At 38.5% G+C, this 14,751-nt stretch carries 14 protein-coding genes; 8 read left to right on the top strand and 6 right to left on the bottom strand.

All coding sequences use genetic code 11. The features are described 5' to 3' along the window. Window positions 1-25 precede the first annotated feature (25 nt). A complete protein-coding gene (locus FHS59_RS19685) occupies window positions 26-739 on the top strand; it encodes a hypothetical protein (protein WP_246388519.1) in 714 nt (237 codons plus the stop codon). A 117-nt stretch (window positions 740-856) separates the two neighbouring features. After that, on the top strand, window positions 857-1,366 hold the full coding sequence (locus FHS59_RS19680) for a CAP domain-containing protein (RefSeq protein ID WP_221444543.1): 510 nt from the start codon (window positions 857-859) through the stop codon (window positions 1,364-1,366). Window positions 1,367-1,425: 59 nt separating this feature from the next. On the opposite strand, the gene FHS59_RS19675 is transcribed toward FHS59_RS19680, so the two are convergent. The 3 genes from FHS59_RS19675 to FHS59_RS19665 all read right to left on the bottom strand — a co-directional run bounded on the left by FHS59_RS19675 (window position 1,426) and on the right by FHS59_RS19665 (window position 3,292). Further along, the gene (locus tag FHS59_RS19675) at window positions 1,426-1,803 is read right to left on the bottom strand and encodes a TM2 domain-containing protein (protein WP_184497290.1); all 378 of its coding nucleotides are present in this window, start codon (window positions 1,801-1,803) and stop codon (window positions 1,426-1,428) included. After that, window positions 1,796-2,101 (bottom strand): DUF2752 domain-containing protein, encoded by a 306-nt coding sequence (locus tag FHS59_RS19670; protein ID WP_184497288.1) that lies wholly within the window; start codon window positions 2,099-2,101, stop codon window positions 1,796-1,798. The genes FHS59_RS19675 and FHS59_RS19670 overlap by 8 nt, the downstream gene beginning before the upstream one ends. 108 nt (window positions 2,102-2,209) lie before the next feature. Beyond that, window positions 2,210-3,292, bottom strand: a complete 1,083-nt coding sequence (locus FHS59_RS19665; RefSeq protein WP_184497286.1) for an oxygenase MpaB family protein — start codon at window positions 3,290-3,292, stop codon at window positions 2,210-2,212. Between the two features lie 49 nt (window positions 3,293-3,341). Here FHS59_RS19665 and FHS59_RS19660 point away from each other — a divergent pair, with 49 nt between their 5' ends. Both FHS59_RS19660 and FHS59_RS19655 read left to right on the top strand, forming a co-directional pair. Further along, on the top strand, window positions 3,342-4,235 hold the full coding sequence (locus FHS59_RS19660) for a hypothetical protein (protein WP_184497284.1): 894 nt from the start codon (window positions 3,342-3,344) through the stop codon (window positions 4,233-4,235). 12 nt (window positions 4,236-4,247) lie between these two features. Beyond that, window positions 4,248-5,162 carry an SMP-30/gluconolactonase/LRE family protein gene (locus FHS59_RS19655; RefSeq protein ID WP_184497281.1) on the top strand — a complete coding sequence of 305 codons (915 nt, stop codon included), beginning with the start codon at window positions 4,248-4,250 and terminating at the stop codon, window positions 5,160-5,162. Between the two features lie 80 nt (window positions 5,163-5,242). Here FHS59_RS19655 and FHS59_RS19650 read toward each other — a convergent pair whose 3' ends face one another. From FHS59_RS19650 to FHS59_RS19640, 3 genes are all read right to left on the bottom strand, one after another. Beyond that, window positions 5,243-6,610 carry a hypothetical protein gene (locus FHS59_RS19650; RefSeq protein WP_184497279.1) on the bottom strand — a complete coding sequence of 456 codons (1,368 nt, stop codon included), beginning with the start codon at window positions 6,608-6,610 and terminating at the stop codon, window positions 5,243-5,245. Between the two features lie 23 nt (window positions 6,611-6,633). Next, entirely contained in the window at window positions 6,634-9,045 is a 2,412-nt protein-coding gene (locus tag FHS59_RS19645; protein WP_184497277.1) for a TonB-dependent receptor, read from the bottom strand. Between the two features lie 235 nt (window positions 9,046-9,280). Continuing rightward, window positions 9,281-9,985 (bottom strand): DsbA family oxidoreductase, encoded by a 705-nt coding sequence (locus FHS59_RS19640; protein WP_184497275.1) that lies wholly within the window; start codon window positions 9,983-9,985, stop codon window positions 9,281-9,283. A gap of 225 nt (window positions 9,986-10,210) precedes the next feature. On the opposite strand from FHS59_RS19640, the gene FHS59_RS19635 reads away from it, so the two are divergent. The 4 genes from FHS59_RS19635 (at window position 10,211) to argC (ending at window position 14,712) form a co-directional block, all read left to right on the top strand. After that, window positions 10,211-11,464 (top strand): aminotransferase class V-fold PLP-dependent enzyme, encoded by a 1,254-nt coding sequence (locus FHS59_RS19635; protein WP_184497273.1) that lies wholly within the window; start codon window positions 10,211-10,213, stop codon window positions 11,462-11,464. Between the two features lie 377 nt (window positions 11,465-11,841). Next, the gene (locus FHS59_RS19630) at window positions 11,842-12,525 is read left to right on the top strand and encodes a GNAT family N-acetyltransferase (protein WP_184497272.1); all 684 of its coding nucleotides are present in this window, start codon (window positions 11,842-11,844) and stop codon (window positions 12,523-12,525) included. A 32-nt stretch (window positions 12,526-12,557) separates the two neighbouring features. Continuing rightward, window positions 12,558-13,751 (top strand): argininosuccinate synthase, encoded by a 1,194-nt coding sequence (locus tag FHS59_RS19625; RefSeq protein ID WP_184497270.1) that lies wholly within the window; start codon window positions 12,558-12,560, stop codon window positions 13,749-13,751. Beyond that, on the top strand, window positions 13,744-14,712 hold the full coding sequence (gene argC / locus FHS59_RS19620) for an N-acetyl-gamma-glutamyl-phosphate reductase (protein ID WP_184497268.1): 969 nt from the start codon (window positions 13,744-13,746) through the stop codon (window positions 14,710-14,712). The genes FHS59_RS19625 and argC overlap by 8 nt, the downstream gene beginning before the upstream one ends. Window positions 14,713-14,751: the final 39 nt, after the last annotated feature.

Here is a 14,751-nt window from a genome sequence, read left to right as displayed (position 1 = left end):
AGATAAACGATTTGTCCACCCAAACATGGCTTCAGGAATTTACCAAGAGATCAGCCCTTCAATTTTTTCTCAGCTGAGAACCCAAGTAATAGGCATGGGCTTGATTGAAAGCTATTTAGACGATACGCATCAACTTGAATTTTCTAGAAATCAGGAATGGCTTATTCGTATTTCTCTACCTTGGTCTGTGGCCTTAACACCAGATGGTATGATTCAAAAGAGGGACGATTATCATTTGGCAATGGTCATGATCCGTGCTGGAATCGCAAATACTGGGTATTTCCATAATGGTGAATTGATAGATCATAAAGTTTTTAGAGCCTATATGGTCAGGCAAAAACAAGGGAAAAGCCAGATTAAATATTTAAAAACGAAAGGAAAATCGCGGGCTGGTTCCAGAGTGAGACTGGGAGAATCGGAATTATTTTTTGAAGAGATCAATGAAAGACTGAATCAGTATGCAGCTAATTATCCCATTGATCATTGGGGGATTTCCTGTAGTAAAACTCTGTGGCCTTTTTTCTTCGGAGCGTCTATTTCGCCACCTTTTGATAAGAAACAGGAAAATTTGATGAGTATTCCTTTTCATGTGCAACATCCGGACTTTGAGACTCTTCAAGAGATTCATCGCAAGGTGAACGCATACCATGTTTTATTCTCAGAAGGCTCAATTGTGGAGTTTGGAGATTTATTGTCCAGCCATTCAAATCCAGAACAAGAAGATTCGGAGGATTGGTAAAGGAAAAAAAATATCTCTCATCATACTAATTTTTTAAATAACTGATTTCCAGTATAAAAATGTACTTTTATTAAAGTGTGTTTAAGTCTTGTGTTAATTTTTAAAATCAAAAAATACATGAAAACAATGATCCTCGTATTTGTATCTCTTTGTGTGATACAATTACCTCTTTTGGCACAGGAATCCAGTTCCTCAACTATTTTTAACCCAGCCAAGATTTTGGAAGCCCACAATTTATTAAGGCAGGAAGTTGGAGTTCCGGCTTTGGAATGGTCGGAAGAATTAGCCGAAAAAGCTCAAAAATGGGCTGAAAAATTAGCTTTGAAGAATCAAGGTGAAGAATGGTATCTAGAGCATTCAGGATCAGGTGAAAATCTTGCTGGAGGTTTTGTAACTGGAGATCTTCCAGAGGTAAGAGTTTCTGATGGTTGGGGAAGTGAAAAGGAGGATTTTGATTTTTCCGCTAAGTCATGTCTCGCCATTGAAAAATGCGGACACTATTCACAGATTATTTGGAGAAATACCACAAAAGTAGGTTGTGGATTGAAAGCCAACGAAAACGGAAAATACATATTAGTCTGTAATTATGATCCTCCAGGAAACGTTAGAGGTCAGACAGCATTTTAAGCTTTCAAATAAAAAAAAGGCCTGAATTTCTTCAGGCCTTGGTTAGCGGTTAAGTAAAATTAGGATTTATGATCAGGACCCATGTCGAATGAGTTCGAAAGCATATTGATAGTTTCATGAGCAACTTTGATGTTGTACTCATAAGCTAAACTCTTATAGTTGACTAAGTCGACGATAGTACCGATAAAACATAGACCTACTGTCAAAATATAGAGAATACCCAGACCGATCTGTCCTAGGATGAATCGATGTAAACCTGCGAAGCCAAAGAAGCCAAGCAAAGTTAGAATAAGGATCATTTGAGCGTCTTTTCTTCTTGCGCGATACACTTGAGCAAAAAGTGAAGCTTGATCTTCATCCATATTTTTCATCAATCCCTGGATATATCCCAGTTCCATTCCTTCCAATTCAGGAAGATGTCTCAATACATTAGCCATAATTGTGTGTTGTTTTAAGGTTTTTAATTAGTTGCCAAATTCTAGAGAAAATCACTACGAAAGCCAGCATAGCCAAAGGGTGCATAGACCAGGATTCCTGAAATTCTCCTCTAGCCAGGAGATTCATGGATCTGCCTAAGCCACATCCCGGACACCAGGAAAACCCTAGTTGATCCAAAGGACAAAGGCTAAAGTGCGTCGCTGCATGGGGCTCGAGTAGTAAAATTGCTACCAAGCTCCCGATCCAAAAGACCAGTTCCAAAGGGAAATGCTGAAGCTGTTTTGTGAATTCCTTCATGCCACTATGAATACGAAAAAGATGCCATTGCCTAAATATGGGCAAATTGGGCCAATTTCGAGGGTTGCCAAAAATTTATGATTGGTAAACGTACAAAAATATGTCCGCTTATGAACGCTTTCGTTCAGGTAATTGAATTCGGACCTTTTCTCCAAACTGCTGAAAATACCCCTCTTCGAATTCTTGAATAAATCTAGCATGGGATTTCTTTCCCGCATAATTTTTCCAACCTAAAAATTGAAAAATAGCCCCTATTATTTCTGAAGTGAAAATGGATTCGGTTTGAATTCCCAAGGCTGAGGAAGCTTCTTTTCCAATCATAAAAGAAACCAAGGATTCAGACTTTCCTTTTAGAAATGCCTCTCTTTGATTTTGCTCATAATAGGAAAGCAAAGAACGGATGAGTATTTCCCCAGCTTTTGAGTTTCTCATATGCCTCAGACGAATCAGTTTTTCCAATTCAAATGCTTCTTTATTGTTATCAGGCCAATAGTCTGTTTGGATTCCCATCAATTTTCCCAAAATCTTCCAATATCCTAGAATCTGTTCCGATTCTCTTTTGGAAATTGAAATTCCTATTTTTCTCATTCCTCTCAACACCAGTAGACTAAAAGCCAAATTCGTCCCTAATAGATCTTCCTGATTGATAGGTTGACCAAACTCCTCCTTCCAATCTTTAGAATAATGATGGATAAAATAACGGCTGAAGGCATGGATGAGACGAATTTTAGCACATATGAAAAATGCTTCACCAGAATTCAGGAAAGCACCAGGCCTAAATACCTCCAGGAGAAACTTAGCCGTCTCCCCTAACCTTTTGCCTGATTCGTTGACGATTCGATTGGATCTGACCAAAACTTCTGCCCCATTTGCAAAGGCATAACAGTATGGAAGGGAATAAAACCCCAGCATTGCCAGATAGATATCCCCTTGTTTGTTGAAAAATGATTGACCTTGTTTTAGAATTTCCTTTTCTTGGTCAGTAAGTTCTTGCTTGTATTCAAGGAAAAATTCCTGTAGGCTTGGAGTAAAATTTGATGGAAGTGTGTCCGGTATTTCAGTCCATTGATTGATTTGGGAAATGATCTCGGGTTGGCGCATCAATTCACCAACTGCCTGATCGGCAAGAGGATCCTCCTGCTTTCTCAAGAAGTCTAATCGCTCATTTTGATACAATTTAAGTTTACTCACAGCTTTCTAACATCCATTTTGTAATTTGGTTGATCAATTTTATTTAAAAATGAAAATTCTCTTTTCGATACTACTCCTAAATTTTACTTGCCTGATTGGTTCTGCACTTGCCCAAGGTGGTTTTGACCTTTGGGTGGTAGAGACTTCAGGAAAACCTGGTAACCTTAAAATCCATCCCGAAACGGCATTTGCTCTGACAGACCGTCCTGAATATGACAATCAGCCGAGTTTTATCAATGAATACCAAATGGTGTTTTCGGCAGCAGATGAAAATGAGAATTATGACATCATCGTCTATAATTTCAATTCCAAGAAATTTACAAATATGAGCCGTACTTCGGATCGAAATGAAAATTCCCCAATGATTACCGATTGTGGAATGTATATTTCGGCTGTGGTTTCAGAACCGGATAAGAAGCAGCGGATTTGGCTCTATCCAGTCAGTTTTGAGCAGGCAGAGTTATTATATGATGACATTGAGCCGGTTGGATATTACGATTGGTACAATAATAAGGCTGCAATGTTTGTTTTAGGCGAACCAAATAGTCTTGTTTATGCCCGGGGTAGAAATGACATAATTGATATCGATCAGGAAGTTGCCAGATCAATTAATAAGCGACCTAAAACAAGTGAAATCACCTATTTATCTACTGGAGAGTTTAGAAATGTAGGAGACGAAAAAGCGCTTACTCTGAAAAGTTATGATATTGAAAGTGGGGAAAGAGCAGAATACAGTTTTGGATTACCGGGGGCTGAAGACTTTATTTGGCTGGATAAAAACTACCTGCTGATGGCCAAAGGAAATAATATTTATAAAAGAAAATATACCGATATCAATTGGGAACTAGTAGGAACAATCGAGTCTGAAACCCATCAAAACATTAGTAGAATGGCATATAGTGAGGATTTGGATGTCCTAGTTCTTGCCATGGAAAGAAAATAATCAATAAACCTTATGAACCCTTTAAAACACGCTTGTTTAATCACTGCGCTATTCGCAACCCAATCCCTTTTTGCTCAAATTGAAGACAGAGGTGGTGTGGTTGCCAGAAATGCTGAATTGGTAAAAGTTCAGGATGGATTTTCTTTCACCGAAGGTCCGGCAGTAAATAGAATGGGAGATGTCTTCTTTACTGATCAGCCTAATAATAAAATCTATAAATGGTCTGCAGGAAGTGGAAACATCACACTTTTCAAAGAAAACGCCGGTAGATCTAATGGGATGTATTTCCTGCTCAACAATACGCTGATTACCTGCGCAGATGAGAAAAATGAACTTTGGTCAATTGATCAGGATGGAAATGAAACAGTGATTCTTTCGGGCTTTAAAAGTAAATTATTGAATGGGCCAAACGATTTATGGGTAAGACCAAAAGGCGGTTTATTCTTCACTGATCCATTGTATCCAAGAGAATATTGGGAAGGAATCAGAACTCCAGAAATGCAGCAAGACGGGCAGCACGTATATTATGTTTCAGAAGACCGATCTGAATTTTTCCGTGTTACAGATGACTTGGTAAAACCAAATGGTATCGTGGGAACGCCTGATGGCAAATACCTTTTCGTTTCTGATATTGGTGCGAATAAGACTTACAAATATGAAATCCGCGAGGATGGATATTTGACTAACAAAACTCTTTTCTGTGAGAAAGGATCAGACGGAATGACGATTGATTTCAAAGGTAATTTGTATTTAACCGGTGATGGTGTGACCGTTTTCAACAGAAATGGAGATCAGGTGGCTCATATCCCTGTTCCAGCAAAATGGACTGCAAATGTGGTTTTTGGAGCTTTGGATAGAAAAACATTGTTCATCACTGCAATGGACGCAGTTTATACCTTGCAAATGAAAACCAGAGGAGTTTGGTAATATTTTTAATAAAAAAATAACCCTGGAAAATCAGCTGATCAACTGGATTTCCAGGGTTTTTTATTGTTTTGAAGTCTTAATTAAAATACTCCGATAAAGTGGCTTCCTGCTACGTTTTCCAATTCAGCACCTTTGGTTACTTCTCCGGTTTCAGTATCTACAACATAGATGTTTCCATTCTTACCTACAGGAGCTTGAGTTAGATAAATTTCGGTTCCGTGTACTACGAAGCCTTGGTATTGGAATAGGTAAAAATCTGCATCGTAAGGAATATCAGTGATTTTCTGTGCTGTTCTCGCCTCTAAATCAACTAAAGCAAAAAATCCTTGAGCTCCAGCCACGCCTTCTGCTGAACTTGCATCTCGATAAGCCACAACAGCTTTTCCATTTGCTGCTGGTCTCCAAGCTAGTATATAAGCATCATCTGTACCTAAAGCATTGTCCAAGCTGAAAACATAAGAATTATCATATTGATTGTCTGCACCGATTTTAAGGATATGAGAACCATTTGGATCTCCCTGATTTGCTTGATAGACGCTACCTTTGTATTCGAAAGAATTGATGCTACGGTAACCATTTGTATTTCCATGGCCTACAGTTGATGAAATTACAGTAGGATTCAATAAAGAAGGATAATCCAAAACAATGGTTTTAGAACCTAAAATCTCAGCATCACCATCACTTTCCACTGTTGCTGGATCCACCTTGCTTAGTCTAGCCCCGATATAAAGTTTATCTCCTGCTGCATTGAGAGTAGGCATATCAATGCGGGAAACATAATAGCCATTTGCCTCTTCTTCTTCACTTAATCGAACCACGCTCTCTTGGAAATCCACGATACTAGAATTGACCAAATCCAGAGTCACCACACCCATAGTCGCTTCTGTACGAATATAAGTGTCATCAGAGGTATCATCTGGAGTACCTTTGTCATCGAATAAATGCTCTGTATTTACGTAAACAGCAGATCCAGTTTTGTCTCCATCAAAAAGTTTGATCCATCTGGGAGCCGAACCTACATATGGTGCAATACTCACAGATGTACCTGATTGAGTGAAAGTTTGTCCTCCTTCGACGGTGTATTTGGAGTAATTTCCTCCAGTATCTCCAGCATAGCTGATATTAAAAATTGTGTTGCCATCTTCAGAAGATTGAAGCCTAGCGGTTCTGTTGGAAGGGACTATAAATCCGTTGTCAAATGGAGCAATAGAAAAGTTTGGATCTTTTGCTTCTTCGCTGGTTAGGGAATAAATTAATGTTCCACCGTTACCATCGCCAGGATTATCTCCCATTTTAGCAGCGGCAACCGTAATCCATCTGGTTTCCTCGACAGGATCTACTGGATCCGGAGTTGGATTTGGATCTGGATTTTCTGTACAAGCGGCCATAAACCCTCCTGCCAAAACGAGCGCAGTCAGTTTTCGGAAATTGATAAAACTTCGTTTCATTGTATTGGTTTTAAAATAAATGGTTAGTAATTGTTGATTCTGTAATTCAGTTTTAGATAAAATGCTCTTCCCGGTTTTTGCACGGATAGGTTATCGTAAACGGGTTTGTCAAAAATGTTTTTGATGTCAAAACTCATCACATGTCGATTGGAAGGAAAGACATAGCTAAGTCCTAAGTCCTGTGCTAGTTGCTGTGGAACTTCAAAAAACTCATCCCCAACAGTATTGGAACCCTGAGGTACCAAATAAGAAAATTCATCGGTGAAATAGAGCGTATAAAAGAGATTCAACCTTGAATCTTTTTGGATCAAATTCTCAAATGAATAGCGTAAACTGCCATTCATTGTGAAAAATGGTGTATTCGGTACATCTATTTCCACTCCTCTATTGACAATTTTCAGATCAAAGCGGGAAACATTGAAGTTGACTCCAAAATTGTTGTTGTATGTATAATCTAACTGAGCTTCAAATCCCTTGGAAGTGCCATTTCCTTGGTTTTCATAGAGAATAATTTCATCATTTACATTCAAAGAAGTCTCGATAGGCAATCCAATTCGGTCTTTGATATTCCTTGTAAAAAGGTTGGTAGAAACCGTGAAATCGTGTTTTTCCAATCGGAAAGTGCCAAATCGAAATCCTAAATTGAAATTATTGCTCAGTTCCGGTCTGATACTTGGATTGGCTACCACATTGTCACCATCGTTTCCAAAGACCTCACTTTCATTAGGTAATCTGATTGCTTTTTCTGCTGAAGTTAAAAGCGTGATGGTTGGTTTTAATGCATAGGAAAGAGTAAATCCATAGCCTTCGTCTTTAGTGCTGGCCTTCGTGATATCATCTATGATTTCATTGGTTTCGGGATCGATTTCTGGGTCGATATTGATAGTCTCCTGTTGGTAGTATTTTCCAAAAACATTGGCTTTGAGCCTTCCATCCAACGCATTGAGTTCATAGGTAAGAGAAAGGATGTTTTTTTGTAAATCCCTGGTTCCCCTAAATGTATTTTCCAAAACTGATCTCAAAACATCACTGTCTACTCGATCTATACTGCTATAGACATGATTAAGTAAAAGTTTGTGATGATTATTCAGAGTATAGGATAAGCCTGATCGTATAGATGCTACATCTCTATTGATGGTGGAAAGGGTCGGACCACCCTCCTGCTGAGATCTCCAAGGATACTGGTATTCATCTCCTCTGAAATCAATAGCTCTTTCACCATTCCAAGCATAGGCCCAGGAAAGAGTATCGCTGAGTATTCGGTTTCTTTTACCGTAAAGTCCATTTACATTGAGATCTAAGCCTTTTACAAACAGATCTCTCTTTTGATAAGTAAGGTTCATCAGTTTGGCATCAGATTCCATAAACCTCCCTTTATAGGGCATAATAGTCATAAAGGCTCCATGCTGAATTTCCTTGTAATCGCTGGATCCGGTAAATCCGATCAAAAATTGATCAGCCCATTTGACATCAGTATAGCCTATCTGAATCATTCCCCCGGTGGATCTATAAGCATCATTGAATCTTCTTGCTTCTATGGGAGTTTGCACCCCTCCCAGACCAGTCACAACCACGCTTCTTCCCGAGACTTTATAGTCATTGTCAGAATAATTATGAAAAAGAGATCCTTTTACCGTAAAACCTGATTCTTTGAAGCGATACTGTCCATTGACACTCGCTTGAAAAGTATTGAAAGAGCCGTAAGATACTGATGCGTTAAAATTCGATTGAGTCGAGTTTTGAAGGACAATATTAATAGCTCCTCCCAAGGCATCATCTGCCAAATGTCCTGGAACCACACCCTTATAGACTTCAATTTCTTTGATCATGGATGGGGGTATACTGTTCAGATTAAATGAATTTCCATAAGCAGAGATTGGAATACCATCAATAAAAATTCGAACTGCATTTCCAGATAGGCCATTCAAACTATAATTGACCTCAGAACCCAATCCACCATTTTGGCGGATTTTAACTCCTACTGTGGTGTTTAAAAGCTCATTTGTTTGAATGTTTCTCAAACTGGCTTCTTGTGTATCAATGACATTGACGGCAAAACCGGACTTTTCTATCTGTGTTTTATAAGATTCGCCATAGACCTGTACTTCCTCGAGATTGGTATCACCAGATCTTTTCAAGATAGTCGTGAGTGACTCGTTGTCAGCTCCTATTTCAACCTCAATTTCTTTTTTCTCGATCTCAATGCTTGAAATCTGAACACTATGTTTTCCAAAGGGAATATTTTGGATTGTATAATTTCCTTTTTCATCTGAAAGGCCATGCATTTTTACAGATTCGATATAGACGGTAGCAAACATGACAGGTTTGCCATCTTCGAATTTGAGTTGGCCAGATAAATTTCCTGTTTGAGAGAAAGAGTCTATAGAAATGCACAATGTCAATCCTAAAAAGCAAAATAGAAACCCCGTTTTCATCTATGTTGGATATTAATTCGATGTTTACGGATGTAAAAGTAAAGTTTATTTGGATTTAGTCTAAATAGTATTTAGAATTTATTTAAATAAGATGGAAATCGCAAAATGTTAGGAGTATTATTAAAAGGAACTAAATTATTGACCCTTAATGAGTTCTTAAGCAAAAAGAAAGGGTGAAAATTTTTAAAATAATTTTCACCCTTTTTGAATTTTTTATGAATCTGGTAAGTAAAACTTAGCAATTACCATCGATATCACAGGAATTATCATTTTTAATTTGGAGGATTTCAATCTCTTTTTCTTTTGAAAATTCATTCCACGCTTTCTCTAAAGTCTGATCAAAAACTTCATCCGCTTGAGCTCCAGAAATTCCGAATTTTCTGTCCAACACAAAGAAAGGAACACCTTGAACCCCAATTTGTCTTGACTCATAAATATCATAAGCTATAGCTTCGTCAAATTGGTCGGAGTTGAAAAGATTTTGAATCTTGATAGGATCTAAACCCACCTCTGAACCAAGTTTCACCAAAGTTTCTTGATCATCTACATTAAGTCCCTCTGTAAAATAAGCCTTCAAAAGACGTTCCTTCATTGCGCCTCCTTTTCCTGATTCCTTTGCGAGATGGATCAATCTGTGGGCATTCTTAGTATTTGCAACCACGGTTTTGTCCAACTGGTATTGAAGGCCTTCAGATTCAGCCATTTCTTCTACCTGCTTGGTGATCTGAATGGTTTGAGGCATTGACCAGCCTTTGGCTTTGGATAAATACTCCAAAGAATTAATGCTTGGATCAGTTTTTTGATCTGGATTCAACTGGAAGCTTTTCCATTCAATTTCTACTTGATCCTTATTTGGGAATTTGTCGAGTGCCTTTTCTAACTTCCTTTTGCCGATGTAGCAAAATGGACAAGCTACATCTGACCATATTTCGATTTTCATAAGATTTTCTTTAATTATGGTTCAAATACGATTTCTAACAAAAGAGTTCCTTCAACTTTGAAAACTAAAGAATGCCCGTCCTGTGCCATGCAAGTTGATGAAAAGGCAAAAGTCTGTCCCATTTGTCAATTTGAATTCCCAAAGCGTTCTCCTTGGATCATCTGGATGGCGATTTTCCTTTTGATAGTCTGGATTGTATCTTACATTTTATAAACCCCTCCAATTATGAAGAAAAGGTCTTTTATCAAATCATTGGCTTTATTAGGATTAAGCTCCCCCTCTATTTTTAATGCAAAAGCAAGTGTAAAGAGTATCCAAGACCTTGATTTTTCTGCTCCTGATATTTGGGATCAAATGCGGGCTGCCTATAAACTGAAACCTGATTACATTAATTTGGAAAATGGGTATTACTGTTTTTTGCCTGAGGAAACCCTTGAAAAGTACATTCAGCACTTACGTGATGTGAATTACCATGCGTCCAGTTACATGAGGACTGTTCAGTGGGATAATAAGGCAAAATCTGCAGCCAAAGTAGCCGAACTTGTAGGTGCAGAACCTGAGGAAGTGGTTTTGACAAGGAATACAACTGAATCGATAGACTTGATCATTTCAGGTTATCCTTGGAAGTCAGGCGATGAAGCCATTGTCTCCAATCAGGATTATGGAAGTCTTCTAAACATGTTTGAGTTGGCCGAAAGACGATATGGGATCAAAGTGAATCGGATAGATATCCCTATGCATCCTGAGAATGACGAAGAAATCGTTTCAGTTTATGAGCAAGCAATTACGCCGAAAACCAAACTGATGATGGTTCCACATATTGTGAATATTACAGGGCATATTTTGCCAGTAAGGAAAATTGCTGACATGGCTCATAGTCATGGAGTGGAAATTATGCTGGACGGAGCCCATGCAGTTGGCCATTTTGACTTTAATATCTCAGAATTGAACTGTGATTATTATGGTTCTAGTCTTCATAAATGGTTGAGTGTGCCTTTAGGTTGTGGAATGCTTTATGTGAAGAAAGGCAAAAGTCAAAACATTAGACCTTTATTGGCTCCTTATGAGTTGGATCAAAAGACGCTTTTGAATTTAAATCACACTGGAACACATCCAGTTTCTACAGATTTAGCTGTGATCGATGCGGTTAATTTCCATAATAAAATGGGAAGTAAGAGAAAAGAAGAGCGATTGAGATATATCCAGAAATATTGGTCAGATCAAGTCCGGGATTTGCCTGGAGTTACAGTGAATACTCCGATAGAGCCACATCGCTCCTGTGGAATAGCAAATGTTGGAGTTGATGCCCTTGAACCTGGGGATATGGCGAAGACTTTAATGGACAAATATAAGATCTATACAGTGGGTATAAATGGCGCAGGAGTCCGCGGTTGTAGGATTTCTCCTAATGTCTATACCTCAGAAAAAGAGATGGATCAATTTGTACGAGCAATAAAAGAGATGTCAGGAAATGCTTGACAAAATTATATTTGGAATGAAAAGTTTATGAGGAATTTTCAAGGGGATTAAATGGGATGGCAGAATAATTGCAATGAAGGCTAAAAAAAATAAAGAATTTACTTGCAATTAGGTTTCAAAGCTTTCAAATTTGCTCCCCGAAACGAATGAACTCAATTTCTCACATAACGCCATCTTCTATCATTGCACTTCCAGTAGCAATCGTAAAGGCTGTTGTGTCTTTTTTCACTCCTTTGAGGAGGTATAGGTTCTTTTTCAGGGTTTAACCCTTATTTGTATACTTCGTTTTCCTCCGTGGAAAACATTCTCGCCTAATTCTTCCTGTTCTATTAATTCCTTCCCCGACCATAATCGGGTAATCCTTCATGCATTCAATCATGGAAAACATATCATTTCAGATCATCATGGCCGAGCCATCCCACAAGAAATATTCTACCATCATTACTGATGAGATGGAAAATTCTGCTAAGGCCCGTGGAACTGGTATAGCCAAAAGATCACCTGCCTACATCGAAACTAAAATGGATGAAGGCAAAGCAGTGATTGCTTTGACCCAAGACGGAACTTGGGCAGGCTTCTGCTATATAGAAGCTTGGGGGCATGGTAAATATGTCGCCAATTCCGGTTTGATCGTAGCTCCTGAGTTTAGAAAGTACGGCTTGGCAAGAAAAATCAAGCAGGAAATCTTCAAATTGAGCCGTAAGAAATATCCAGAATCAAAAATCTTTGGTCTGACAACTGGTGCAGCAGTAATGAAAATCAACTCTGGACTGGGATATATTCCTGTTTCTTATGCTGATTTGACAGATGATAATGAGTTCTGGAAAGGGTGTCAAAGCTGTGTAAACTATGAGATTTTGATGAGTAAGCAGCGTCAAAACTGTCTTTGCACTGCCATGCTTTATGATCCTGAAGCGAAGAAAAATCATGTGGAAGACATCGCACTGAGGCAGGATTTCAAAAAAGAGATAAAATTATTTGACCGATGGGTCAGATTAAAAAAATATGTGATGCTAAAGATCAATAAGTCTAAAGACTCCCTTTCTAGCATCTTTTTATAATATTATTCAAACCGATTTTCTAAAATAGAGATATGAAAAAAATTGTTTTAGCCTATAGCGGTGGTTTGGACACCACATTCTGTGCACTTCACTTGTCCAAAGAGCTTGGATATGAAGTTCATGCTGTATTGGTCAATACAGGTGGTTTTTCCGAAGAAGAATTAGAAACAATCCAGTCCAGAGCCGAAAGCCTAGGAATAGCTTCTTTCAAAGTATTGGATGTGGTAGAGAAATATTATCAGGAAGTGATTAAATACCTGGTTTTCGGGAATGTGTTGAAAAACCAGACCTATCCCCTATCAGTTTCTGCAGAAAGAATTCTTCAGGCAAAATCCCTTGCTGAATACGCTAAACAAATTGGGGCGAAATCTGTGGCTCATGGTTCTACTGGTGCTGGAAATGATCAGGTTCGTTTTGATATGATTTTCCAGACTATCGTTCCGGATATTGAAATCATCACACCTATCCGTGATCTGAAGTTGAGTCGCCAGGAAGAAATCGATTATTTGAAAAAGCATGGAGTTTCGATGAATTTCGAAAAAGCGGCTTATTCTATCAATAAAGGAATCTGGGGAACTTCTGTAGGTGGAAAAGAAACCCTTACCTCCTCAGATTATTTACCAGAATCTGCTTGGCCTACTCAAGTGACTGAAAATGAGCCAAAGGAAATTACTTTGACTTTTGAAAAAGGTGAATTGACCGGTGTTAATGGCAAGTCTTACGAGCATTCTACGGATGCGATTTTAGAAGTTCAGGCTTTGGCAGCTCCTTATGGAATCGGTAGAGATATTCATGTAGGTGACACGATTATTGGTATAAAAGGACGGGTTGGCTTTGAAGCTGCTGCACCTTTGGTGATTATTAAAGGTCACCAGCTTTTGGAAAAGCATACTTTGACCAAATGGCAAATGTTCTGGAAAAACCAGCAGGCTGAATTCTACGGAAATCACCTGCATGAGGGACATTACCTAGATCCTGTGATGAGAAACTTGGAAGCTTTCCTTCAAAGCACTCAGGAATATGTTTCTGGAACCGTAAAAGTTCTTCTCCAGCCTTATAGATTTACCCTTTTGGGAATCATTTCTGATCATGATTTGATGTCCAATAAGTTTGGTAGCTACGGAGAAATGAACAAAGGATATACAGCGGATGATGTGAAAGGATTTACCCGAATTCTAGGCAATCAAACTGCGATCTTCCACAAGGTAAACAGTGAAAATGAATAAGATCAAAACCGCCATCATCGGTGCAGCTGGTTATACTGGAGGGGAATTACTTCGCCTTTTGGTTCATCACCCTGCCTGTGAACTGGTGTATGTGCATAGCAATAGTCAAAAAGGAAAGAAAGTAACAGAAGTACATCCAGATTTGATTGGAGATACTGATTTGGTATTTACAGATGAGGTTACAACGGATGGAATCGATGCGGTTTTTCTAGGTCTTCCCCACGGACAGACAAAATCCTTTTTGGAAGAACATCCATTTCCTTCAGAAACTGTAATTATTGATTTATCCACGGACTTCAGAGATGAATCCAATGGTTTTATCTATGGACTTCCTGAAGTAAACGCAACCAAGATCAAATCAGCAAAACGAATCGCAAATCCAGGTTGTTTTGCCACTGGAATTCAATTGGCTTTGCTTCCTGCGATCGCTAAAGGTTGGGTAAAAAATTCAATTCAGATTTCTGGTATTACCGGAAGTACAGGTGCTGGAAAGAAACTTGCTGAAACTTCGCACTTTAGCTATAGATCTTCAAACATGTCTGTATATAAGCTATTTACGCATCAGCACCTAAAGGAAATTAATCAAACTTTTACCCAGTTGAATTCTGATTTTAAGTTAGACATTCTGTTTGTCCCTTATCGTGGCAACTTCCCAAGAGGAATTTGGATTACAGCTTATTTCCCTTTTGAAGGAACGAAAGAAGAGGCTGTAAAAGCTTACAAGGAATTTTATAAAGATGCTGCATTTACCTTGGTTTCGGATGCTGATATTGATATGAAGCAAGCTGTAAATACCAATAAATGCATTGTTTATGTTCAAAAGGAAGCTGGACAATTGGTGATTTATTCTGCGATCGACAATTTGTTAAAAGGAGCGTCTGGCCAGGCAGTACAGAATTTTAATTTGGCCTTTGGATTAGAGGAGAGGATGGGCTTAAATCTAAAAAGTATAGCATTCTAAGAGATTAGAATCTAGACACAAAACTGAAAAGTAGGATCC

The organism is Algoriphagus iocasae (assembly GCF_014206875.1).
In the GTDB taxonomy this organism is placed as follows: Bacteria; Bacteroidota; Bacteroidia; order Cytophagales; family Cyclobacteriaceae; genus Algoriphagus; species Algoriphagus iocasae.
The sequence above is the reverse complement of the archived record's forward strand: the minus strand, read 5'-3'. Positions and strand labels throughout refer to the sequence as shown.